This window comes from Streptomyces sp. NBC_01635, assembly GCF_045209715.1.
Lineage (GTDB): Bacteria > Actinomycetota > Actinomycetes > Streptomycetales > Streptomycetaceae > Streptomyces > Streptomyces hirsutus.
Map to the genome: position 1 here is coordinate 1,674,515 of NZ_CP109277.1, position 21,104 is coordinate 1,695,618.

Here is a 21,104-nt window from a genome sequence, read left to right on the forward strand (position 1 = left end):
CGGCCGGCGTGGATCACTCGCCCGGTCGCACGAAGACCGTGCGTCCGCCGACCACCGTGCGCCGGCAGACCGGCAGGTCACCACCCGGGGTCAGGTCCGGCAGGCCGGGGGTGCCGGAGCGGGGGTCGGTGGACCAGCGTGCCACCCGGTCGTCGGGCGCCTGCACCACGAGAGCGCCGGTGTGCCAGACGGCGTAGTCGGCGGGCGCGCCCGGCACCAGGACGCCCGCGTCGTCGCGCCCGATCGCCCGCCAGCCGCCGCGCGTGTGCGCGGTGAACGCGGCGCGTACGGAGACGCGGTGCTCCGGCGTGCGGTGGAAGGCGGCAGCCCGGACGGTGCCCCACGGGTCGAGAGGGGTGACCGGGCTGTCGGAGCCGAAGGCGAGCGGGACACCGGCGCGCAGCAGGGCCGCGAAGGGGTTCAGGGTGCGGGCCCGCTCCACGCCCAGGCGTTGGGCGTACATACCGTCCTCGCCGCCCCACAGGGCGTCGAAGGCGGGCTGGACGGAGGCGGTCAGGCCCAGCTCGGCGAAGGCGGCGATGGTCGAGGGGGTGAGCATCTCGGCGTGTTCGACACGGTGCCGGGCGGCGCGGACGCGGTCGAGGCCGACCTTCTCGGCGGCGGCGCGCATTCCCCCGGTCACCGCGGCGACGGCGGCGTCGCCGATGGCGTGGAAGCCCGCCTGGAGGCCCGCCCCGGTGCAGTCGACGACGTGGTCGGCGATCGCGGCGGCGTCGAGGTGGGCGGTGCCGGTGTGGCCGGCGTCGGCGTACGGGGCGTGCAGGCACGCGGTGTGCGAGCCGAGGGCGCCGTCGACGAACAGGTCGCCCGCGGCGCCGACCGCGCCCAGTTCGCGCGCCTTGGCGACGTTCCGCTCGGCCCAGTAGCCGACGACGCGCGGGCCGGGGCCTTCGGCGGCGAGCCGCAGCAGGCCGGTGAAGTCGTCCTCGGAGGAGATCTCCGGGCCGCCGCACTCGTGGACGGTGCCGATGCCGAGCGAGGCGGCGTGCGCCAGTGCGGCGCGCTGGGCCTCGGTGCGCTGGGCGGACGTGACGGCGCCCAGGGCGGCGGCGCGTACGGCGTGATGGGCGTCGCCGGTGAGAGGCCCGTCCTCGCGGGTGAACTCGCCGGCGTCCTCGCGGGCGAGGAGGTCGAGCAGCGCGGTGCTGACCACCGCGGAGTGGACGTCGATCCGGCTCAGGTACAGAGGGCGCCCGCCGGTGGCCGCGTCGAGTTCGGCACGGGTCGGTGGACGGCCGCCGGGCCAGCGTGCGGCGTCCCAGCCGTGGCCGAGCAGGATCCTGTCGGCCGGTCGGGCGACGGCGAACTCCCGCACCCTGTCCAGTGCGGCCTCCAGGGAGGGCGCCCCGGACAGGTCGAGGCCGGTGAGCGCCAGTCCGGTGGCCGTGGTGTGCACATGAGCGTCGGTGAACGCCGGGGTGACCAGCGCCCCGTCGAGGTCGATCACCTCGTCCACCCCGTCCGCGAAGGAGTCGGCGGCACCCTCGGAACCGACCCAGGCGACCTGGCCGCCCTCGACGACCATCGCGGTGGCGAAGGGGTCGGCGGGGCTGTGGACCTCTCCGCGGCGGAGCAGGACGGTGCGCGGCGGGTCTGTGTGCTGCGGGGCGGTGCGTTCGCTCATGGCCCCCAGTCTCGCCCCTCGGAGGGCCCGGCCCGCACCCAGGGCCGCTGTTCAACGCCCTGGATGCGCCCTGATACTCCCGCGCACGCCGACGCTCCCGTGCGGATGACGGTTTCAGACGCGTGGCGGCCGGGCCTCGTACGGCGTGGACAGGACCACGGTCGTCCGGGTGGAGACACCCGCCAGCGAGCGCACCCGCGCGAGCAGTTCCTCCAGTTGGTGCGGGGTGGCCACGCGCACCTTGAGGATGTAGTTCTCGTCGCCCGCGACGCTGTGGCAGGCCTCGATCTCGGGCACGCCGGCGAGGCGGTCCGCGATGTCGTCGGGGGCGCTGGGGTCGAACGGTTTGACCGAGATGAAGGCGGTCATGGGCAGGCCGACGGCATCCGGGTCGACCACCGCGGCGTAGCCGCGGATGACTCCGCGCTGTTCCAGTCTGCGCACCCGCTGGTGCACGGCCGACGTGGACAGGCCCGTGGCCTTGCCCAGGTCTGTGTAGCTCATCCGCCCGTCCTTGACGAGCAGCTGCACGATCTGTCGGTCCAGCTCCTCCATGGCGCAAGAACCTACAGTGCCGTTGATCCCGTCGGATACCTGAGCCGTCCAGGTCATGGCCGGTTCGTGATGTGCCGGGCGCCGTCCCGTCCCGGGCGGGGGACAAAGCCGTTGCAGGGGGCACCACGGTTGACGTGTGACGAACGCCACAGCATTCGAACGGTCTCCGTGATGTTCTCGTGATTACCCCCCATGGGGGACGGGAAGTGCTTGCTGTGGTCGAGGCCGCAGCGCCTTCACGGCCCAGCCCGAGGGGGAGAACCCATGCAGAGTCTTAAGCGCCCTGGTCGCAGCACGCCCAAGCGGCAGCAGCCGGTCGTCGAACTCGTCCCGGAGTACGTCGATCCCGACGCGTTCGACGACGAACTCGACGCGTACGACACCTTCGAGATGTACCGGGTCGTGTGCCCGGACTGCGCGCAGCCGATCGCCCTGCTCGCGGACGAGGAGGTCCTGCCGGAGCACGCGCTGTGCGCCACGCCGTGGAACCCGTTCGGGCTGACGGTCTGCGCCGGTACGGGCCGAAGCGCCGACGACGCCCGGCCGGCGGACGAGTCCGCGACGCCCCAGGAGCAGGACACCGCCCTGCTGCTGACGCTCCCTCAGGGACTCGACTGGCGCACCCAGCCGTTCTCGCACGTCGGAGGTCCGGCTTCGCGCCCGATGAGGATCCCCGCCATGCGGCGCCACGCGGCCTGAGCCGTCCCCGGCCGCCCCGTCCGGAGCCGGGCCGGCCCACGGAAGCGCTCCGGACGCGCCGGGCGCACCCGGCGTACCGGCGCACGCGCGTCACTCCCGCCGGGCGCACCGCGACCGCACTGCGCGGTGCGCCGCCGGGTGCCGGAAGCCGGACCGTCCGGGGCCGGCCGTTCATCCGGTCGGCCGCGAACGCACGCACTATTCGGGCGGTCGGTGACCTGCCCGGCCGCTCCCGCGTTGCCCAGGCATGACGACCCCCACGCGCTCGACGACCGGGCGTCAACGACTTGCCCTCGCCCCGCCGTCCAAACCGCCGTCCGAACCGCAGCCCGCACCGCAGTCCATGGTCCGCACCGCGGTCGCGCCGCTGGCCGTACCCGTTGCGCCGCCGCCACCGCCCCAGCTGCCGGATCCGCCGATCTACCGGGACCTGATGCGGGCCTGGGCCGACGAGGGCCGTGCCCTGCCCGGACGGCACGACCCGGAGTGGGTCCGGCTCGCGGCGCCCTGGCAGGGGCTCGGTCGGTTCAGCTCGTCTGCGGCCCCGCGAGATGGCGGGCGATGACCATGCGCTGGATCTGGTTCGTTCCCTCGACGATCTGCAGGACCTTGGCCTCGCGCATGTAGCGCTCGGCCGGGAAGTCCGCGGTGTAGCCGTAGCCGCCGAGGATCTGGACGGCGTCGGTGGTGACCCGCATCGCCGTGTCGGTGCAGTGCAGCTTCGCCATGGCCGCCTGCTTGGCGAACGGCCGCCCGGCGTCCCGCAGTCGGGCCGCCGCGAGATACAGCGCGCGCCCGGCCTCGATCTGGGTGGCCATGTCCGCGAGCATGAACCGCAGCCCCTGGAAGTCGGCGATCGGCCGCCCGAACTGCCGTCGCCCGGACGCGTAACCGAGCGCCTCGTCGAGCGCGGCCTGCGCCAGGCCGATCGCGCAGGCCGCGATGCCGAGCCGTCCGCCGTCCAGTGCCGACAGGGCGATCGCGAAGCCCTGCCCCTCCTCGCCGATCCGCCGGTCGTCGGAGACCCGTACGCCGTCGAAGTGGACCTGCGCGGTGGGCGAGCCCTTCATGCCCATCTTCTTCTCCGGTACGGCCGCGCTCAGCCCTTCGGCGTCGCCGGGGACCAGGAACGCGGTGATTCCGCGCGGGCCCTCCTCGCCGGTGCGGGCCATGACGGTGTAGAAGTCCGCGATGCCGCCGTGCGTGATCCATGCCTTGGTGCCGGTGAGCGTCCAGTCTCCCCCGCCCTCACGCACCGCCCTGGTGCGCAGTGAGGCCGCGTCCGACCCGGAGGAGGGCTCGGAGAGGCAGTAGGCGCCGAGCAGGTCCCCGCCGAGCATCACCGGCAGGTACTCGGCCTGCTGCTCCTTGGTTCCGTGGGTGGCGAGCGCATAGCAGGCGAGGGTGTGCACGCTGACCCCGAGGCCGACGGTCAGGCGGGCCGCGGCAAGTTCCTCGAGGACCTGGAGGTAGACCTCGTACGGCTGGTCCCCGCCGCCGTACGCGGAGTCGTAGGGCAGGCCGAGCAGTCCGGAGCCGGAGAGCAGGGCGAAGGCCTCGCGCGGGAAGCGGGCCGCGTCCTCCTCCTCCGCCGCCTTCGGGGCGATCTCGCGCTGTGCGATGTCTCGGACGAGCGAGATCAGGTCCCGCGCCTCGTCCGTGGGCAGTTGCCGGTCCACCGGCTGCGGGGCGTGGTCGGACATGGCGACGCTCTCCTCCCTGTTCGGGCATGACGGCGGTTCTGCGCCTCGGGTTGGGGGCGGCTCCGCCGGGGTTGTTCCGGCGCCTGGCCAAGGGATCGGCCTCCGGGTCTCGGAGACAGCCGGCCAGCCGCTGTGAGCTGTGAGTATGCCCGATCGAGCAGGGCGCGTCACTTGTTAACGACCGCTTACTCCAAGAATTTTCCGGACACCGGAATTGGTCCGCACCATTGACCGCACTGGTCTAGTCCTCCTACTGTTTCGCTCCATCGAGTCACCGCGTTCACGCCACACCGTGTTCATGTCGAACGACTCGCGTTTCCCCTCCCCCACGAGGAGACACACCGGATGCCGTCCCCTCACCCCCATCGCCCCCTGCGGGCACTCGTGTCCGCCGCCTGCGCCGCCGCGCTCGGCGCCGGACTGCTCGCCGGCTCGGGCGCCTCGACCGCCGCCGCGGCGGCCCCGGCTCAGGAGGCCGCCGCGGGTTCCAAGGTCATCGGGTACTTCACCGAATGGGGCACCTACGACCGCGCGTACCACGTCAAGAACATCGAGACCTCGGGCTCCGCGGACAAGCTCACGCACATCAACTACGCCTTCGGCAACGTCACCGGCGGCAAGTGCGCGATGGGCGACGCCTACGCGGCCACCGAGCGGGCCTACACCGCCGCCGAGTCCGTCGACGGCGTGGCCGACACCTGGGACCAGCCGCTACGCGGCACCTTCAACCAACTGCGCGAGCTGAAGCAGAAGCACCCCGACCTGAAGGTGCTGTGGTCGTTCGGCGGCTGGACCTGGTCCGGCGGCTTCGGCGAAGCCGCGAAGGACCCGGCCGCGTTCGCCCGGTCCTGCTACGACCTGGTCGAGAGCTCGAAGTGGGCCGACGTCTTCGACGGCATCGACATCGACTTGATCGGCGCGGTCAGGTAGCCGCGGGCGGGCACGCCTGGGACGGAGGTTCCACGGGGGACCTCCGCCCCAGGCGCGGCGTCCGTCGTGTCAGGCGTCGCGGCGGGCGGGCTCCGGGGCCGGGTGCGCGGGGTCCAGTTCCTCGATGGCGCGCATGGCTCCGCCGAGCGTCTTCACCAGCAGCTCGCACATGGTCTCGCGGGGCAGCCCGGGGCGGTCGATCCAGTCGAGGGTGGCGCCCTCGACGCTGCAGACCCAGGACAGCAGGCCCATCCGCGCCACGGGCGTGATGTCGGCGGTCCCGTACGCGCCTTCGGCGATGGTCGCGACGATCGCCTCGCGCACCCCGTCCCGGACGGCGTGCACCTCGACGTCGAAGCCGACGCCGCCGCTGACGATCGTGCGGTACGCGGCCTGGTTGTGCTCGGCGTAGCGCAGATAGCCGTCGACGGTGCGGTGCACCCGCTGGGCGGGCGGCAGTTCGACACCACCCGCGGCGAAGGCGACCAGGCCTGCGACCGAGTCCTGGATGATGGCGAGGTAGTAGCCCCGCTTGGAGTGGAAGTAGTAGTAGATCAGCCCCTTGGCAACATGCGCCTGACGTGCGATGTCGTCCATGGAGAGCGCGTCGTACGACGTGTCGGCGAACAGTTTCCTGCCGATGGCGATGAGTTCGGCACGACGTGCCAGCGAACGCTCGGTGCTGCGCGCTCCGGGACGCACGGCGGACTGCTGACTGATGTTCAATCCTCACCTGGTTTCCTGCGGAGGGCGGGACATCCGCAGTATGGCAGGTCGGCCTCGGGGGAGGGCGGAGCCGTCCGGAGCCCGGAACAGCCCGAAGGCCGGCGCGGCCCGAAGGTCAGAGGAGTCCGAGCTGCGTCACGAACATCGCGACGACCACGACGAGGATCCATCCCATGAGGTGCTCGAGGATCTTCGGGCCGTCCTCCCGGGGGCCTCCGGTGCGAGCACCGGGGACGGCGGGGGCGGTGACGGTGGCTGCGTTCGCGGTCATGGCTTCTCGCTGGTCTCGGGGGGCCGTGGACTCCCCCACGACCCTGTCCACCTTGCCACCGCAGGCGGCTTTTGCGGCCGAGAGCTTGGTCACACGGTACGTGCCGGTCCGTGCGGCGGGCCCTCCGACGCCCTTCGGACGACCGGACGGAGCCCGCCGCACGGACCGGTTCGGCGCAGGTGCCGAGCTGTACGGCTCCCGGGTACCGGTGCACCGTCCGGCACCGCCCGGGAGCGCAGGCATTCAGCCGGCAGAGCGGTCTCTGGCTGCCCCGGCTCCCGTGCTCAGCTCGGTCTCCGCAGCCCGGCCCCGGTCCTGGAGGGAAGCCGGGCTGCCGGCCCCCGTCACCGGGATCACGGCCCGGGAGCGGGCGAGCAGCCGGCCCGGATTTCCAGCCCGCAGTGGGCCGCGCCGGTCGAGGGCCCCCTGCACCTCGTCGTGCCGGAGGAACATCGACTCGCCGGCCGGGACGCGCCCGGCCCCAGCGAGCCGACGGCCGGTCCCCGGGTACTCGGCCCCTTCGGTGCCAAGGTGTATCCGCAGCGCTGCACCGAGCGCGCGGGCTTCGCCCCGGAGGTGCCCGGCCCCACCGGCTGCTTCATCGCCCGCGCCCTCGCCGCCGCGGGAAGGAGCGTCTCCCTGGTGGTCAGGTCAGTCCGAGCGACCGCAGAACGCGCTGCTGACGTGGTGTTGAACCGACGGGCCAGAAGATGTAGCAGACTCCACCCGTTCCCCCTCTGACCTTCCCGTTCGCGTCGTATCGCTTCGTCCGCAGCCAGATGTTCTCCCATTCGCGGCGCCGGTAGACACGGCGGACCGACGTGTTGTCCGGGGAGGCGGGGTCGTTGGCGACGACGTCGCCGTCGGGAGTGAAGCCGATCACGGTCATGAGATGCCCGGCGGTGCCGTACCCCGCTCCGGTCAACTCCTCCTCCCGGAAGGACTGGGACGTGATGACCGGGACGCCCGCCGCGATCAGCGTCTCCAGGTCGGTCAGCGAACCGAGCCGGGTGACAACGCCCTGAAGACCCTCGAAGGTGGCCGCGTAGGCCACGTTGAACGGCCAGTTGCCACAGCCCGCGTACTGGTGGTCGTAGGTGTGGCGGGCCGCGTGGCACACCTGCGGGTCGGCGTAGGACGGGTCGACCCAGGCCAGTTGCTCCTCGGTGAGCCGGCCGCCCCAGTACTCGACGATCATCTGCGAGGAGGTCGGACTGCACCAGGCCTCGCCGCCGTTGTCGTACTCCGGGTACTGGCCCTTGTGGATCTCCTGCGAGTAGCGCGGGACGATCAGCTCCCGGGCCGTGCGGGGCGTGGACGCCGGGACGGTGAAGCGGTCGGGGATGTCGGAGCCCATCGCCCCGAGCCGCCACACGGTCGGGGTGAGCTTCGTTCCGGGACGGCGGTAAAGGGTCAGCCGCAGCCGGTACGAGACCAGGCGCAGGCCCGAGGCCGCGTCGTCGACGGCGAGGGTGTCGGTCCACACCGTGCTCCGGCCGTCGCTCTGGTCGTCCACCGAGGTGCGCCGGATGTCCTGGTCGTCGGCCGCCCAACGGCCCATCACGTACCAGGGGGTGTCGGTGCCGTCCGTGTACGTGCCCTGCAGCTCGGTCTGGATCCAGGTGCCGCCGGGGGTGCGCGCGTTCCAGGAGACGATGGCCTCCGTCGCCGGCACGGTGAGCCGGTGGACGGGCGAGGTCCAGGTCGCGTACTCCCATGCGGCGGTGCGGTCGGTGTGCGGATCGGTGTAGTCGGTGGTGCCGGCCGCCTTCGCGATCACCAGGCCGGGGCGGACGCCCGCGACGGCCCGGGTGCCCTCGGCGCGGCCGGCGCGCCAGTCGCCGTACGAGGTCCAGGCCCGGTTGTCGACGCGGCGGGCCGCGGCCGCTTCGGGATCCGCGGAGCCGGCGGACCGGCCGGTCGCGGTGCCGGCGGAAGCCGGGCCCGCGCTCGACGCGACGGTGGCGACGACCGCCGCGGCCAGGAGGGATCTGCGGGACGGCTGTTCGGCTCTGCTCATGGGCGAAGGACCCCCCAGGTGTCGGAGTCGGACTCGGAGTCGCCCCGCCCGGTGGACACGGGTCCGAGGGACCGTGTCCACCGGGTGGGACGACGCCCGCCCACTATGGACGCACCGGGGCTGGGCCCGCCAGCACCCCGGGCCGTGCCGCGCCGACCGTCATCGGACTCGACCAATGGCACGCGTGGTGGCGGCAGGCGGCCCGGCGTTTCGGCCGGTCCGGCGGCCCGGCGGCTGTGCGGCTGTGCGGCTGTGCGGCTGTGCGGCTCGTTCCGTGAGGGCGAGCAGGTCCTAGAGTGGGACTCCGCCACCGTCTCCCCCACCCGACCCGCCTCACCCCGGAAACCCGCCATGCATGATCTCGTCTCCCGCATTCGCCGGCTCGCCCCCTCCTGTGGACCGGTCCGGCTGGTCGGTGTCGACGGGCACGCCGGCTCCGGGAAGTCCACGTTCGCCGGGCGGCTGGCCGACGCGCTGGACGGCGCCCCCGTGCTGCGGCTCGACGACATCGCCAGCCACGAGGAGCTGTTCGGCTGGACCGGGCGGCTGTTGAGCCAGGTGATCGGTCCGCTCGGCCGCGGCGAGCAGGCGTCCTACACCCCCTACGACTGGCGGGCCCGCGCCTTCGGGCCGCCGCGCCCGCTGCCGTCCGCCCCGGTGGTCGTCGTCGAGGGCGTCGGCGCGGGGCGGCGGGCGCTGCGGCCGTATCTGGCGCTGCTGCTGTGGATGGAGCTGCCCGCGGAGGCCTCCTGGTCGCGGGGACGGGCGCGGGACGGGGAGGAGCAGCGGGACTTCTGGGACGGCTGGGTCGGGGCGGAGCGGCGGCACTTCGCCGACGACCCGTCACGTCCCTTCGCCGACCGGCTGGTTCGGGAGTGCGATAAGGGATATGAGGTGCTTCCCGGGCCTGCGGGGGCTGCCGATCCGAACCCTTCCGTCACGCACGGTGACGGATCGTCCGCAACGTGTTGAACCTGTGAAGAACCCCTTCCGGGCAAGGCACCGGAGTGCTCCAACTTCGCTTGACCGGGGGACCGTACAGGTCTTACGTTCTCAATGTGCGGCCGTTCGGAGCCGCCCGCAGACGCGAAGCCCCCGGTTGTTCCCCCGTGATCGGGGGCTTCGTTCTGACTTCTTCACCTTGCGTGGACGCCGAGCGGCATATGACGATCACCCTCGGTCACAGCGTGGTGCGGACGCTCCTCTTCCCCGTCGTCCCCCTGCGGGTACGGCCCTCTACGGAGGTTGCGGCGCCGCAGGTACGATGCCTTCGGTGCGGCCTACGGACGCTGCTTCGCGCACCGTGCAACTCCGGTCCGCGGCACAGCGGTTCGCCTCAGGGCAGCCAGCGGGCGAGGGCCGGTAAGGCATACCGACGGGGCACGGTTTGTGGGGGACGTGATGGACTTCGGCACGCAGGGCCCGCAAGCCCCTGCCGACCTCGCCTGGCTGCGGGGCGTGGACGCCTACACGATGGGCGCCTATCCACAGGCCGAGGAGGAGTTCCGGGCCGCGGTGCGGATCGACCCGGGGATGGCGGACGGCTGGCTCGGTCTGCACGCGCTGCGCGTCGACACGACGGCCTCGCTGCTGCGGATGTTCCGGCACCGGGACCGCTTCGGCGAACAGCGCGCCCGGCACCACCGCACCCTCAACTCCTGGTACTGGCTCGGCTGGTGGGTGCAGCCGGTGCTGGAGAGCCCGCGCGATCTGCTGCTCGCGCACGCCTCCCACTGGCTGGACGGCCGCCATGTCCCCGAGCTGGACCGCGCCCTTGCCGGACTCCCTCCGGTGGACACCGACCCGCAGGTTCGCTTCCTGCACGCCTGCCGCGCCTATCTGGTCAAGGACTGGGAGCAGTTGGTCCGGCACACCGACCCACTGCACGGTGATCCGCTGCTCGGGATCGAGACGGGTCTGTTCGGCGGGATGGCCCGGGTGCGTCTGGAGATGTACGGACAGGCCGAACCGCTGCTGTCGGCGGCCCTGATGCGCTGCCGCAGCGAGCAGCCGCAGCGCAAGGAGCTGCGTTACTGGCTGGCGCGCGCCCACGAGGGCACCGGCCGCAGCGCCGCCGCACTCCCCCTCTACCGGGCGGTGCACCGGGTCGACCCCGCGTTCATGGACACGTCGGCCCGGCTCGCCGCCATCGCCGAAGGGGACGGCTACGACGACTCGGCCGACCTCGGCGCGGTCACGCTCGGCGGGGCGGGCGGGGATCTGCTGGACGGCCCTGACACCCTCGACCCGCTGTTCGACACCGAGGGCCGCGATCTGATGCTGTCCGAGGAGGAGCCGCCCACGCCCGTGCCGCCGGTCACGGGCCCCTCGGTGCGCGCGAGGGCGGGCGACCCGGTGACTCCGCTGCCGACCGGCCCCACCGATCCCGCCCTCCTGGAGGAAGCACTCGCCGAGCTGGAGCGCATGGTCGGCCTGGAACCGGTGAAGCGCCAGGTCAAGGCGTTGTCGGCACAACTGAACATGGCGCGGCTGCGGGCCGGGCAGGGGCTTCCGGTGCAGCCGCCGAAACGGCACTTCGTCTTCTCCGGGCCGTCCGGCACCGGCAAGACCACGGTGGCCCGCATCCTGGGCCGGGTCTTCTACGCCCTCGGGCTGCTCGGCGGCGACCATCTCGTGGAGGCCCAGCGGGCCGATCTGGTCGGCGAGTACCTGGGCCAGACGGCGGTGAAGGCCAACGAGCTGATCGACTCCGCGCTCGGCGGGGTCCTCTTCGTCGACGAGGCCTACGCGCTCTCCAACTCCGGCTACGGCAAGGGCGACGCGTACGGCGACGAGGCGCTCCAGGTTCTGCTGAAGCGGGCCGAGGACAACCGCGACCACCTGGTGGTCATACTGGCCGGCTACCCGGAGGGCATGGACCGCCTCCTGGGTGCCAACCCCGGTCTGTCCTCCCGTTTCACCACCCGCGTCGATTTCCCCTCCTACCGGCCCCTCGAACTGACCGCGATCGGCGAGGTACTGGCCGCCGAGAACGGCGACGTGTGGGACGAGGAGGCACTGGACGAACTGCGGTCCGTCGCCGGGCACGTGGTGGACCAGGGGTGGATCGACGAGCTGGGCAACGGGCGCTTCCTGCGGACCCTGTACGAGAAGAGCTGCGCGTACCGGGATCTGCGGCTGTCGGCGTATCCGGCGTATCCGGGCACGCTGACCCGGGAGGACCTGGCGACGCTGCGGCTGCCGGATCTGATGCAGGCGTACGGGGAGGTGCTGTCCGGGCGGGGGCCGCAGGACCCTCCGGCGGCGTGACACCGACGGGTCCCCACGGTTCCTGCCCGGCACCCCGCCGGTACGCGCTCCGGCGCTTGCTCCCGGAACACCGCGCCCCTGACGTCAGCCGGTGAGCGCTCCCTTCTGGGCACCGTCCCTGGGTTCGGTCACCCCGACAGCCGCTCCCGTGCCGGACTGCGCTCCGTTGTCCGGCGGCGATCCGGTGCCGGGACGCGTTCCGGAGTGCGGCGGCGATCCGGTGCCGGGACGCGGCGCGCCGTTCGTCCGCGTGCCCGGTCTCTCGTGGTGCGCCGGGTCCCGGACCTCGCCCACCAGCAGTTCCAGGACGTCCTCCAGGGCCACCAGGCCCCGTACCCGGCCGGACGCGTCGGTCACCTGGGCGAGGTGGGTGGCGGCGCGGCGCATCACGGTGAGGGCGTCGTCGAGCGGGACTTCGGGCCCGAGGGTCGGCATGCGCCGCCAGAGCCGCTGCGGCACCGCCCGCTCGGGCTCCTCCAGGTCGAGTACGTCCTTGACGTGCAGGTACCCCATGAAGCCGCCGTCGGCCACGGCGACCGGGAACCGGGAGTAGCCGGTACGGGCGGTGAGCTCCACGATCCGGGCCGGGGTGACCCCGGGGCCGACCGTCACCAGTGACTCGCGGGGCAGCAGGACGTCCGTCACCGGACGGGAGCCCAGTTCCAGGGCGTCCTCCAGGCGCTCCGCCTCCTCGGGGTCGAGGAGGCCCGCTTGGCCGGCGTCCCCGACGAGCCGGTTGAGCTGCTCGCTGGTGAAGACGGCCTCGATCTCGTCCTTCGGCTCGACGCGGAAGGCCCGCAGGACAACCCGGGCGCAGGCGCCGAGGGCGACCGTGACGGGTCTGCACAGGCGGGCGAACCAGACCAGTCCGGGGCTCAGCCACAGCGCGGCCCTCTCGGGGGCCGCCATCGCGAGGTTCTTCGGAACCATCTCGCCGATGACGAGGTGGAAGAAGACCACGACGGCGAGCGCGATGACGTAGCCGAGCGGATGAACCATGCCGTGCGGCAGACGCATCCATCCGAAGACCGGCTCCAACAGGCGGGCGACCGTCGGTTCGGCGACCGCGCCGAGGGTCAGCGAGCAGACGGTGATGCCGAACTGGGCCGCCGCCATCATCTGCGGCAGATGCTCGAGCCCGTACAGGGCCTGGCGGGCCCGTGCGGTGCCGAGCGGTTCGATCTGGCTGCGGCGCACGGAGACCAGCGCGAACTCGGCGCCCACGAAGAAGCCGTTGGCGAGGACGAGCAGCGCGGCGAACAGGAGGTGCAGCAGGCTCATCCGGCTGCCTCCACGAGCGGCGGGGCCGCCTCGGCCGCCCGGACCAGGCGTACGCGCTCGGCGCGGTTGTGTCCGACACGGCGCACCGAGAGCCGCCAGCCGGGCAGTTCCGCGCGGTCGCCGACGGCCGGGATCCGGCCGAGCAGATCGGCGACCAGGCCGGCGACGGTCTCGTAGGGCCCCTCGGGCACGTCGAGGCCTATGCGGAGCAGAACGTCGACGCGGACGCTGCCGTCGGCGTCCCAGGCAGGGCTGCCGTCCTCCGGCGGAGCGGGGACGGGCTCGGAGGCCTCGCCCAGCAGGTCGTCGTGTTCGTCCAGGACCTCGCCGACGATCTCCTCGACGATGTCCTCCAGGGTGACGACGCCGGCCGTGCCGCCGTACTCGTCGACGACGACCGCGATGGGCTGCCCGCGGCGCAGTCGTGCCAGCAGCGGCCGTACGGGCAGGGATTCGGGGACGAGCAGCGCGGGTCGGGCGATGCCGCCGACGGGGGTGCGCAGCCGGTCGGGCGGGGACACCGCGAGGGCGTCCTTGAGGTGGACCATGCCGACGACCTCGTCGATCCGCTCCCGGTAGACGGGGAAGCGGGACAGGCCGGTGGCCCGGGTCAGGTTCACCACGTCCTCGGCGGTCGCGGAGTCCTGCAGGGCGCTGACCTTCACGCGCGGGGTCATGACGTGCTGCGCGGTCAGCCCGGCCAGGGACAGGGTCCGTACGAAGAGGTCCGCGGTGTCCTGTTCCAGGGCGCCGGCCCGCGCGGAGTGCCGGGCCAGGGAGACGAGTTCGCCGGGGCTGCGAGCGGAGGCGAGTTCCGCGGTCGGCTCGATGCCCAGAGTGCGCACGAGCCGGTTGGCCACGGCGTTGAGCCCGGCGATGACCGGGCGGAACACGCGGGCGAAGGCGTGCTGCGGGCCGGCGACGAACCGCGCGACCTGCAGGGGACGGGACACCGCCCAGTTCTTGGGCACGAGTTCGCCGATGACCATCTGCACGGCGGAGGCCAGCAGCATGCCGATGACCACGGCGACGGTGGAGACCGCGCCGGTGGGGACGCCGATGCCGGTGACGGGGCCGTGCAGCAGTTCGGCGAGGGCGGGTTCGGCGAGCATGCCGACGACCAGGGAGGTGAGGGTGATACCGAGCTGGGTGCCGGAGAGCTGGAAGGACAGTTCCTTGAGTGACTCGACGACCCGGTGGGCGCGCCGGTCTCCGCCGGCGGCGGCCTGTTCGGCGTCCGGCCTCTCGACGGTGACCAGGCCGAACTCGGCGGCCACGAAGAACCCGTTGGCGAGAATCAGCAGGAATGCGGCTGCGAGGAGCAGCAGGGGGGTGGTCATGATGCCGCCGCTCGCGCACGGTCGCGGACCTCGGGGAGCGGGTTCGCGCTATGTGGACAGGGGGCGGCGCACGTACTGCAGGACGATCCGTCCATCGCCGGAGAGGGTCACTCCTCGGATAGCTGGAGCCCCTGGGGCACCGGGCGGGGCGGCAGGGGCGAGGGCGCGGTCGTCGCGCCCGTGTCCGACAGATTAATCAAGACAGGGGCGACCGCGGCAGGGTGGACGACCCCGAGGTGTCCCCGACGTGTTCCCGAGATGTCCCCGAAGCGTTCCGGATCAGCCCTGGGAGGTTCCGGGGCCGGGGGTCGTGGTCCGTGCCACGGCGAGCGCCCGCAGGGCCCGCGCGTCGGCGATGGCACGCTCCCGGGCGATGCCCGGCTGGATGCCGAGCACCGGCAGGCTGGTGCCGTCGCTGAGGTCGAGGAAGACCCAGGGATCACCCGGACGGAGGTTCACTCCAAGGATCTGGGCCCACTCCAGCCGGCGCCGGGTCACGATGTTGACGACGGTGACGCCCGTCTCGTCCGCGTCGACCCTGGGCCGGGCCAGCAGGACCAGGACTCCGGCCAGGAGGGCGGCGATGAACACGAAGCTGAGGCGCTCGCCCGGGTTGACCTGCTTCAGCAGCAGCGCGATCAGGGAGATGGCCACGAAGAGCGCGACGGCCGCGCTGAGCAGCACCGCGCGGGTGCGGCCCGGCCGGAAGGTGACGGGCAGGGCGGGCAGGTGGTCCGACGGGGCGCCCGGGGCGGGATCCGGGGTGGTGTCGGGGGTGGTGTCCGGCATGGTGCGGCTCCGGGATCGGTCCGGGTCAGAGACGGCAGGCGTGGATGGCCGTGGTGAGGATGGCCCGGGCGCCGAGGTCGTAGAGGTCGTCCATGATCCGCTGGGCGTCCTTGGAGGGGACCATGGCGCGGACGGCGACCCAGCCCTCGTTGTGCAGCGGGGACACGGTCGGGGACTCCAGGCCGGGGGTCAGCGCGACGGCCTTCTCCAACTGCTCGACCCGGCAGTCGTAGTCCATCATCACGTAGGTGCGGGCGACGAGGACGCCCTGGAGGCGCCGCAGGAACTGGCCCACCTTGGACTCGACGGTGTCGTCGGCCCCGGCCTCGGCGCCGGTACGGCGGATGACGACGGCCTCGGAGGTCATGATCGGTTCACCGATGACCTCCAGGCCCGCGTTGCGCAGGGAGGTGCCGGTCTCGACGACGTCCGCGATGACTTCGGCGACGCCGAGTTCGATGGCGGTCTCGACGGCGCCGTCGAGGTGGACCACGGAGGCGTCGATGCCCTGCTCGGCGAGGTACCGCGCGACGATGCCCTCGTAGGAGGTGGCGACCGTGCTGCCGTTCAGGTCCGCGACGCTCCTGGCGGCGCTGGGCTTGGCGGCGAAGCGGAAGGTGGAGCGGGCGAAGCCGAGGGGCAGGATCTCCTCGGCTTCGGCTCCGGAGTCGATCAGGAGGTCGCGGCCGGTGATGCCGATGTCGAGGCGGCCGGACGAGACGTAGATGGCGATGTCGCGGGGGCGGAGGTAGAAGAACTCGACCTCGTTGACCGGGTCGACGATCCTCAGTTCCTTCGACTCCCGGCGCTGCTGGTAGCCGGCCTCATGCAGCATCTCCGCCGCAGGGCCTGCCAGTGAACCCTTGTTGGGGAGTGCGATGCGCAGCATGAGGTCGGCTTCCTTTGCGGTCCGGCGGTGTCAGGGGTGGTGGGGGGCCCGCGCTCACAGGTGGGCGTAGACGTCGTCGAGGGAGATGCCTCGGGCGACCATCATCACCTGGACGTGGTAGAGCAGCTGCGAGATCTCCTCGGCGGCCGCTTCCTTGCCTTCGTGCTCGGCGGCCATCCAGACCTCGGCGGCCTCTTCGACGACCTTCTTGCCGATGGCATGGACGCCCTTTTCCACCAGTTCGGCGGTGCGGGAGGTGGCGGGGTCGCCGTGCGCGGCCTTGTGCTGGAGCTCGGTGAAGAGCTCCTCGAACGTCTTCTTGGACATGGTGGTCCTTACCCTACGCGGTGTCGGGGGCTGCTCACCGCCAGGGTTCGGATACCGAACGCAGCGTGGCCGCGGTCGCCACCGCCGCCGTGACCGCCTCGTGCCCCTTGTCCTCGGTGGAGCCGGGCAGTCCGGCGCGGTCCAGCGCCTGCTCCTCGGTGTCGCAGGTGAGCAGGCCGAAGCCGACGGGCACGCCGGTGTCGGTGCTGACCTGGGTGAGCCCCTGGGTGACGCCCTGGCACACGTATTCGAAGTGGGGTGTGCCGCCCCGGACGACGACGCCGAGGGCGACGATCGCGTCGTAGCCTCGGCCGGCGAGGACCTTGGCCACGACCGGGAGTTCCCAGCTGCCGGGGACCCGCAACAGGGTCGGCTCGTCGATGCCGAGGTCGTGCAGGGCGCGCAGAGCGCCGTCGACCAGTCCGTCCATCACCTTCTCGTGCCACTGCGCCGCGACGACGGCGACGCGGAGGTCCCCCACGTTGCGTACGGACAGTTCCGGTGCACCCTTGCCGCTCACGTCTCTCCTCGGTGATTCTCTTGCCGGCCGCCGCGGTCAGGGTCTCCTGCCGGCTGCCGTGGTGGATGGTTGTCCCGGGCGGGCGCTGTCACTGGTTGCCGCAGGCGGGCACGGTCGGCGTGTCCAGCCAGGGCAGGTCGTGGCCCATCCGGTCGCGCTTGGTGCGCAGGTAGCGGATGTTGTGCTCGCCGGCGGTGACGGGCATCGGCTCGCGTCCGGTGACCTCGATGCCGTACCGGACGAGGGCCTGGGACTTGTCGGGGTTGTTGGTCAGCAGGCGGACTCCGCGTACCCCGAGGTCGGCGAGTATCCGCGCGCCGGCGGCGTAGTCGCGGGCGTCGGCGGGCAGGCCGAGTTCGAGGTTGGCGTCGAGGGTGTCGCGTCCGCGTTCCTGGAGTTCGTAGGCGCGCAGCTTGGACATCAGGCCGATGCCTCGCCCCTCGTGTCCGCGCAGGTAGACGACGACGCCCCGCCCCTCCGCCTGGATGCGGTCCAGGGAGGCGTCCAACTGGGGGCCGCAGTCGCAGCGCTGGGAGCCGAAGATGTCGCCGGTGAGGCATTCGGAGTGGACGCGCACCAGGACGTCCCGGCCGTCGCCGATGTCTCCGTGGACGAGGGCGACGTGCTCGACGCCGTCGACGGTGGAGCGGTAGCCGTAAGCGGTGAACACGCCGTGGGAGGTGGGCAGCCGGACCTCGGCCTCGCGGCGGACGGTGGGCTCGGAGCTGCGGCGGTAGGCGATCAGGTCCTCGATGGAGATGATCGTCAGGCCGTGCTTGCGGGCGAACGGGACCAGTTCGGGCAGGCGCAGCATCCGGCCGTCCTCGCCGGCGATCTCGACGATGGCTCCGGCCGGGCGCAGTCCCGCGAGGCGGGCGAGGTCGACGGCGGCCTCGGTGTGGCCGTTGCGTACGAGTACGCCGCCGGAGCGGGCGCGCAGCGGGAAGACGTGGCCGGGGCGGACGAGGTCGGCGGGCTCGGCGGTGCCGCTCGCGAGCAGTTGGAGCGTGGTGGCCCGGTCGGCCGCAGAGATGCCGGTGCTCACTCCGTGGGCGGCAGAGGCGTCGACGGAGACGGTGAACGCCGTCTTCATCGACTCGGTGTTGTCCTCGACCATCTGCGGGAGGCGGAGCCGGTCCAGTTCGTCGCTCTCCATGGGGGCGCAGATCAGTCCGCGGCATTCGCTCATCATGAAGGCGACGATCTCGGGGGTCGCCTTCTCGGCGGCGACGACGAGGTCGCCCTCGTTCTCGCGGTCCTCGTCGTCGACGACCACGACGGGGCGGCCGGCCGCGATGTCGGCGATGGCCTGTTCGACCGGGTCGAGCATGGGGTTCTCGAACTCCTCGGTGCGGTAAAGGATCGGTGCCGTGCTCATGCCGGCGCTCCTTCCAGTGCGGGGCGCGCGTCCTCGCGGGAGCGCAGCCACCAGTCGCGCAGTCCCCACAGGACCAGCGCGCCGTAGATGACGTAGACGAAGCCGGAGAAGGCGAAGCCGTTGGCGAAGTTCAGCGGTACACCGACGAGGTCGACCAGCAGCCAGGCGAACCAGAACTCGACCATGCCGCGGGCCTGGGCGTACATGGCGACGATGGTGCCGACGAAGATGTACGCGTCCGGCCAGGGGTCCCAGGACAGGGACGGGAAGGCGGTGAACAGGCCGCCGACGGCGAGGGTGCCGACGGCCGCGAGGCCGATCAGCGCGCCGCGCTCGCGCCAGGTGGCGAACCGCACCGCGAGGGAACCGTCCTGCGCCTGCTGCCGGCCGCGGTTCCACTGCCGGAAGCCCCACGCGGCGACGAGCATGACGACGATCTGCTTGCCCGCGCTGCCGGAGAGGTGGGCGGTGGCGAAGGCCGTGAAGAGGATCAGGCCCGAGACGAACTGGGCGGGCCAGGTCCAGATGGAGCGCCGCCAGCCGAGGGCCAGAGCAACCAGACCGATCACGTTGCCGATCATGTCCGACCACTTGATGTGCTGGTCGAAGAGGGTGAACGCCTCGGAGTTCAGCCAGTTCACTTGGTGGCCCCCTCACCGATCGTCCGGTCGCCGATCAGCCGCTCGACGTATTTGGCGATGACGTCCACCTCGAGGTTGACCGGGTCGCCGCTCTGCTTGAGTCCGAGGGTGGTCAGGGCGAGGGTGGTGGGGATCAGGCTGACGGTGAAGAAGTCCTGTCCGGCGTCCACGACGGTGAGGCTGATGCCGTCGACCGTGATGGAGCCCTTCTCCACGACGTAGCGGGAGAGTTCGGCGGGGAGCGAGATCCTGACGATCTCCCAGTTCTCGGACGGCTCACGCCCGAGGATCCGGCCGGTGCCGTCGACGTGCCCCTGCACGATGTGGCCGCCGAGGCGGGCGCCCAGGGCCATGGGGCGTTCGAGGTTGACGCGGGAGCCGACGGCGAGGGCGCCGAGGCTGGAGCGATTCAGGGTCTCGGCCATCACGTCCGCGGTGAACTCGTCGCCCTCGTGGTCCACGACGGTGAGGCAGACACCGTTGACGGCGATCGAGTCGCCGTGCTTCGCGCCCTCGGTGACGGCGGGGCCGCGCAGCCGGAAACGACAAGCGTCGTCGAGGGTCTCGACGGCGGTGATCTCGCCCAGTTCTTCGACGATTCCGGTGAACACTTCCCGGGTCCTCCTGCCTCTTCGGGCACGGACTCCGGGGCTGTCGATGACGACAGAAAAACGGGCGGAGGCACCGGGGGCGACGCCGGACGGAGCCCGCCACGAGGACGGACCGGTACGGCGGCGCGCATGAATGCCCGCCCGCCGCGCACTGCCTCCCATCCGGACTTTAACCGTCGGTCCAGGAATTTCACCTGGTCAACCGGCCACTGGAAGCGGCCGGGTCGCGGACTGTAACCGCCGGTTCGGACTTTCACCGACCCCGGAGTGCGCTGCTGCTGGTACAGGGCCAGTGTGCCACGCCCGCCCACCGTCCACGCGGGCACCGGGTGTGGGCTGCCTCACAGGAGGTGACACCGCACGCCGTCACCGCCGGGCGGGCTCCCGACGGACGGCTCGCGCCCGCCCGACCGCCGCCCCCTTTCGCACCTTTGGACATCGCCGGAGTGCGCCGGAACACCCCCGCAGTTGGTCCATACCTATTGACGCAATGGTCTAGTCCTCTTACCGTCTGCTGCAGTCCCTTCCAGAGACCGGCCCGGCGGCGGTGACGACGGCCCTTGCCCGCCGCCGGGCCTCACCACTGTGCCCGCGGGGCCTCGTCACCGTGCCCGCCGGTCCCGTGTCACATTCCCGGCGGCGGTTCCGTCTCCCTCCTGATGAACTTGACGAAGGTGCGCCGGCGGGAGCGCCTTCGTCCGACGACAGGACCTGAGGAGCTGAACGGCATGACCACGACCCTGGTGACCGGCGGTACGGGAACCCTCGGCCGGCACGTCAGCGAGCGGTTGCGGACGGGCTCGCAGGAGGTGCGGGTGCTCAGCCGGCACTCCCGGCCGTACGCCGTCGACCTGCGCCGGGGCGGCGGTGCGCTGGACACGGCCGTCACGGGGGTGGACACGATCGTCCACTGTGCGAGCACGCCGCGCGGCGGCGACGAGGAGGCGGCGAAGAACCTCGTGGCGGCGGCGCGGCGGGCCGGGGTGGGACACGTCGTCTACATCTCGATCGTCGGTGTCGACCAGGTGCCGTTCGGCTACTACAGGACCAAGTTCGCGGTGGAGCGGCTGATCGAGGAGTCGGGGCTCGGCTGGACCGTGCTCCGTACGACCCAGTTCCACGACCTGGTGCTCACCCTCCTCCAGGGACTGGGCAAGTCTCCGGTGATGCTGCTGCCGGCCCGTGTGAAGGACCAGCCGATCGCGGTGACCGAGGTCGCGGACCGTCTGGCGGAGCTGGCCCGGGGCGGACCCGCGGGGCGCGTCGCGGACATGGGCGGGCCGGAGGTGCGCATGCTGGAGTCCCTGGCGCGTTCCTACCTGGAGGCCACGGGCCGCCGCCGCGCGGTGGTCAAGGTGCCCCTCCGGGGCGCGGCGTACCGCGCCTTCCGCGCCGGCGGCCATCTCGCCCCGGAGCACGCGGTGGGCAAGGGCACCTTCGAGGAGTTCCTGGCGGCGCGGGCGGAGCACGTACGCGCGGGCAAGTGAGCGCGTACCGGGCGGGCGAGCG

Annotated in this window: 20 protein-coding genes, 1 pseudogene and 1 riboswitch; of the genes and pseudogenes, 6 read left to right on the plus strand and 15 right to left on the minus strand. The window is 72.2% G+C overall.

All coding sequences use genetic code 11. From position 1 onward, the window contains the following. Nucleotides 1-13: 13 nt before the first annotated feature. Both OHB56_RS08080 and OHB56_RS08085 read right to left on the minus strand, forming a co-directional pair. Nucleotides 14-1,645, minus strand: coding sequence for an amidohydrolase (locus tag OHB56_RS08080; RefSeq protein ID WP_406352421.1), 1,632 nt, complete (start codon nucleotides 1,643-1,645; stop codon nucleotides 14-16). A 114-nt stretch (nucleotides 1,646-1,759) separates the two neighbouring features. Continuing rightward, nucleotides 1,760-2,200: an Lrp/AsnC family transcriptional regulator gene (locus OHB56_RS08085; RefSeq protein WP_042173992.1), complete on the minus strand. Its 441-nt coding sequence runs from the start codon at nucleotides 2,198-2,200 to the stop codon at nucleotides 1,760-1,762. A gap of 264 nt (nucleotides 2,201-2,464) precedes the next feature. Between OHB56_RS08085 and OHB56_RS08090 the strand changes: the two genes are divergently transcribed. Next, a complete protein-coding gene (locus tag OHB56_RS08090; RefSeq protein ID WP_326751650.1) occupies nucleotides 2,465-2,899 on the plus strand; it encodes a hypothetical protein in 435 nt (144 codons plus the stop codon). A 247-nt stretch (nucleotides 2,900-3,146) separates the two neighbouring features. Then, entirely contained in the window at nucleotides 3,147-3,464 is a 318-nt protein-coding gene (locus OHB56_RS08095; protein ID WP_326751651.1) for a hypothetical protein, read from the plus strand. On the opposite strand, the gene OHB56_RS08100 is transcribed toward OHB56_RS08095, so the two are convergent. Then, nucleotides 3,427-4,602 carry an acyl-CoA dehydrogenase family protein gene (locus OHB56_RS08100; protein ID WP_055596745.1) on the minus strand — a complete coding sequence of 392 codons (1,176 nt, stop codon included), beginning with the start codon at nucleotides 4,600-4,602 and terminating at the stop codon, nucleotides 3,427-3,429. The genes OHB56_RS08095 and OHB56_RS08100 overlap by 38 nt on opposite strands. Before the next feature lie 345 nt (nucleotides 4,603-4,947). On the opposite strand from OHB56_RS08100, the pseudogene OHB56_RS08105 reads away from it, so the two are divergent. Then, nucleotides 4,948-5,511 (plus strand): annotated as a pseudogene (locus OHB56_RS08105) (glycosyl hydrolase family 18 protein); the annotation flags it as partial. A gap of 90 nt (nucleotides 5,512-5,601) precedes the next feature. Here OHB56_RS08105 and OHB56_RS08110 read toward each other — a convergent pair. The 3 genes from OHB56_RS08110 to OHB56_RS08120 all read right to left on the minus strand — a co-directional run bounded on the left by OHB56_RS08110 (nucleotide 5,602) and on the right by OHB56_RS08120 (nucleotide 8,549). Continuing rightward, nucleotides 5,602-6,258 (minus strand): TetR/AcrR family transcriptional regulator, encoded by a 657-nt coding sequence (locus OHB56_RS08110; RefSeq protein WP_326751652.1) that lies wholly within the window; start codon nucleotides 6,256-6,258, stop codon nucleotides 5,602-5,604. A gap of 115 nt (nucleotides 6,259-6,373) precedes the next feature. Beyond that, nucleotides 6,374-6,529, minus strand: coding sequence for an SCO1431 family membrane protein (locus OHB56_RS08115; protein ID WP_107098660.1), 156 nt, complete (start codon nucleotides 6,527-6,529; stop codon nucleotides 6,374-6,376). A 646-nt stretch (nucleotides 6,530-7,175) separates the two neighbouring features. Continuing rightward, the gene (locus OHB56_RS08120) at nucleotides 7,176-8,549 is read right to left on the minus strand and encodes a peptidase C39 family protein (RefSeq protein ID WP_406352424.1); all 1,374 of its coding nucleotides are present in this window, start codon (nucleotides 8,547-8,549) and stop codon (nucleotides 7,176-7,178) included. A 351-nt stretch (nucleotides 8,550-8,900) separates the two neighbouring features. Here OHB56_RS08120 and OHB56_RS08125 point away from each other — a divergent pair, with 351 nt between their 5' ends. Both OHB56_RS08125 and OHB56_RS08130 read left to right on the plus strand, forming a co-directional pair. Continuing rightward, nucleotides 8,901-9,521 carry a hypothetical protein gene (locus OHB56_RS08125; protein ID WP_326751654.1) on the plus strand — a complete coding sequence of 207 codons (621 nt, stop codon included), beginning with the start codon at nucleotides 8,901-8,903 and terminating at the stop codon, nucleotides 9,519-9,521. Between the two features lie 429 nt (nucleotides 9,522-9,950). Continuing rightward, nucleotides 9,951-11,819 carry an AAA family ATPase gene (locus OHB56_RS08130; RefSeq protein WP_406352426.1) on the plus strand — a complete coding sequence of 623 codons (1,869 nt, stop codon included), beginning with the start codon at nucleotides 9,951-9,953 and terminating at the stop codon, nucleotides 11,817-11,819. 84 nt (nucleotides 11,820-11,903) lie between these two features. Here OHB56_RS08130 and OHB56_RS08135 read toward each other — a convergent pair whose 3' ends face one another. From OHB56_RS08135 to OHB56_RS08175, 9 genes are all read right to left on the minus strand, one after another. Next, on the minus strand, nucleotides 11,904-13,100 hold the full coding sequence (locus OHB56_RS08135) for a hemolysin family protein (RefSeq protein ID WP_406352428.1): 1,197 nt from the start codon (nucleotides 13,098-13,100) through the stop codon (nucleotides 11,904-11,906). Then, a complete protein-coding gene (locus OHB56_RS08140; RefSeq protein WP_326751657.1) occupies nucleotides 13,097-14,440 on the minus strand; it encodes a hemolysin family protein in 1,344 nt (447 codons plus the stop codon). The genes OHB56_RS08135 and OHB56_RS08140 overlap by 4 nt, the downstream gene beginning before the upstream one ends. Nucleotides 14,441-14,719: 279 nt before the next feature. Next, entirely contained in the window at nucleotides 14,720-15,229 is a 510-nt protein-coding gene (locus OHB56_RS08145; protein ID WP_326751658.1) for a PH domain-containing protein, read from the minus strand. Nucleotides 15,230-15,254: 25 nt separating this feature from the next. Next, nucleotides 15,255-16,118, minus strand: a complete 864-nt coding sequence (gene hisG, locus OHB56_RS08150) for an ATP phosphoribosyltransferase (protein ID WP_326751659.1) — start codon at nucleotides 16,116-16,118, stop codon at nucleotides 15,255-15,257. A 54-nt stretch (nucleotides 16,119-16,172) separates the two neighbouring features. After that, entirely contained in the window at nucleotides 16,173-16,445 is a 273-nt protein-coding gene (locus OHB56_RS08155) for a phosphoribosyl-ATP diphosphatase (RefSeq protein WP_010046365.1), read from the minus strand. Nucleotides 16,446-16,479: 34 nt separating this feature from the next. Further along, on the minus strand, nucleotides 16,480-16,965 hold the full coding sequence (ribH, locus tag OHB56_RS08160) for a 6,7-dimethyl-8-ribityllumazine synthase (RefSeq protein WP_326751660.1): 486 nt from the start codon (nucleotides 16,963-16,965) through the stop codon (nucleotides 16,480-16,482). 88 nt (nucleotides 16,966-17,053) lie between these two features. Then, nucleotides 17,054-18,343, minus strand: a complete 1,290-nt coding sequence (locus OHB56_RS08165) for a bifunctional 3,4-dihydroxy-2-butanone-4-phosphate synthase/GTP cyclohydrolase II (protein ID WP_406352431.1) — start codon at nucleotides 18,341-18,343, stop codon at nucleotides 17,054-17,056. After that, nucleotides 18,340-18,984: a nicotinamide mononucleotide transporter family protein gene (locus tag OHB56_RS08170; protein WP_326751662.1), complete on the minus strand. Its 645-nt coding sequence runs from the start codon at nucleotides 18,982-18,984 to the stop codon at nucleotides 18,340-18,342. The genes OHB56_RS08165 and OHB56_RS08170 overlap by 4 nt, the downstream gene beginning before the upstream one ends. Continuing rightward, complete coding sequence (locus OHB56_RS08175; RefSeq protein WP_326751663.1) at nucleotides 18,981-19,595, minus strand: riboflavin synthase; 615 nt, start codon at nucleotides 19,593-19,595, stop codon at nucleotides 18,981-18,983. Before OHB56_RS08175 ends, OHB56_RS08170 begins: the two co-directional genes overlap by 4 nt. A gap of 144 nt (nucleotides 19,596-19,739) precedes the next feature. Next, a riboswitch (FMN riboswitch) is annotated at nucleotides 19,740-19,870 on the minus strand. Between the two features lie 453 nt (nucleotides 19,871-20,323). Between OHB56_RS08175 and OHB56_RS08180 the strand changes: the two genes are divergently transcribed. Next, complete coding sequence (locus OHB56_RS08180) at nucleotides 20,324-21,082, plus strand: SDR family oxidoreductase (RefSeq protein ID WP_406352433.1); 759 nt, start codon at nucleotides 20,324-20,326, stop codon at nucleotides 21,080-21,082. The last annotated feature ends 22 nt before the right edge of the window (nucleotides 21,083-21,104 follow it).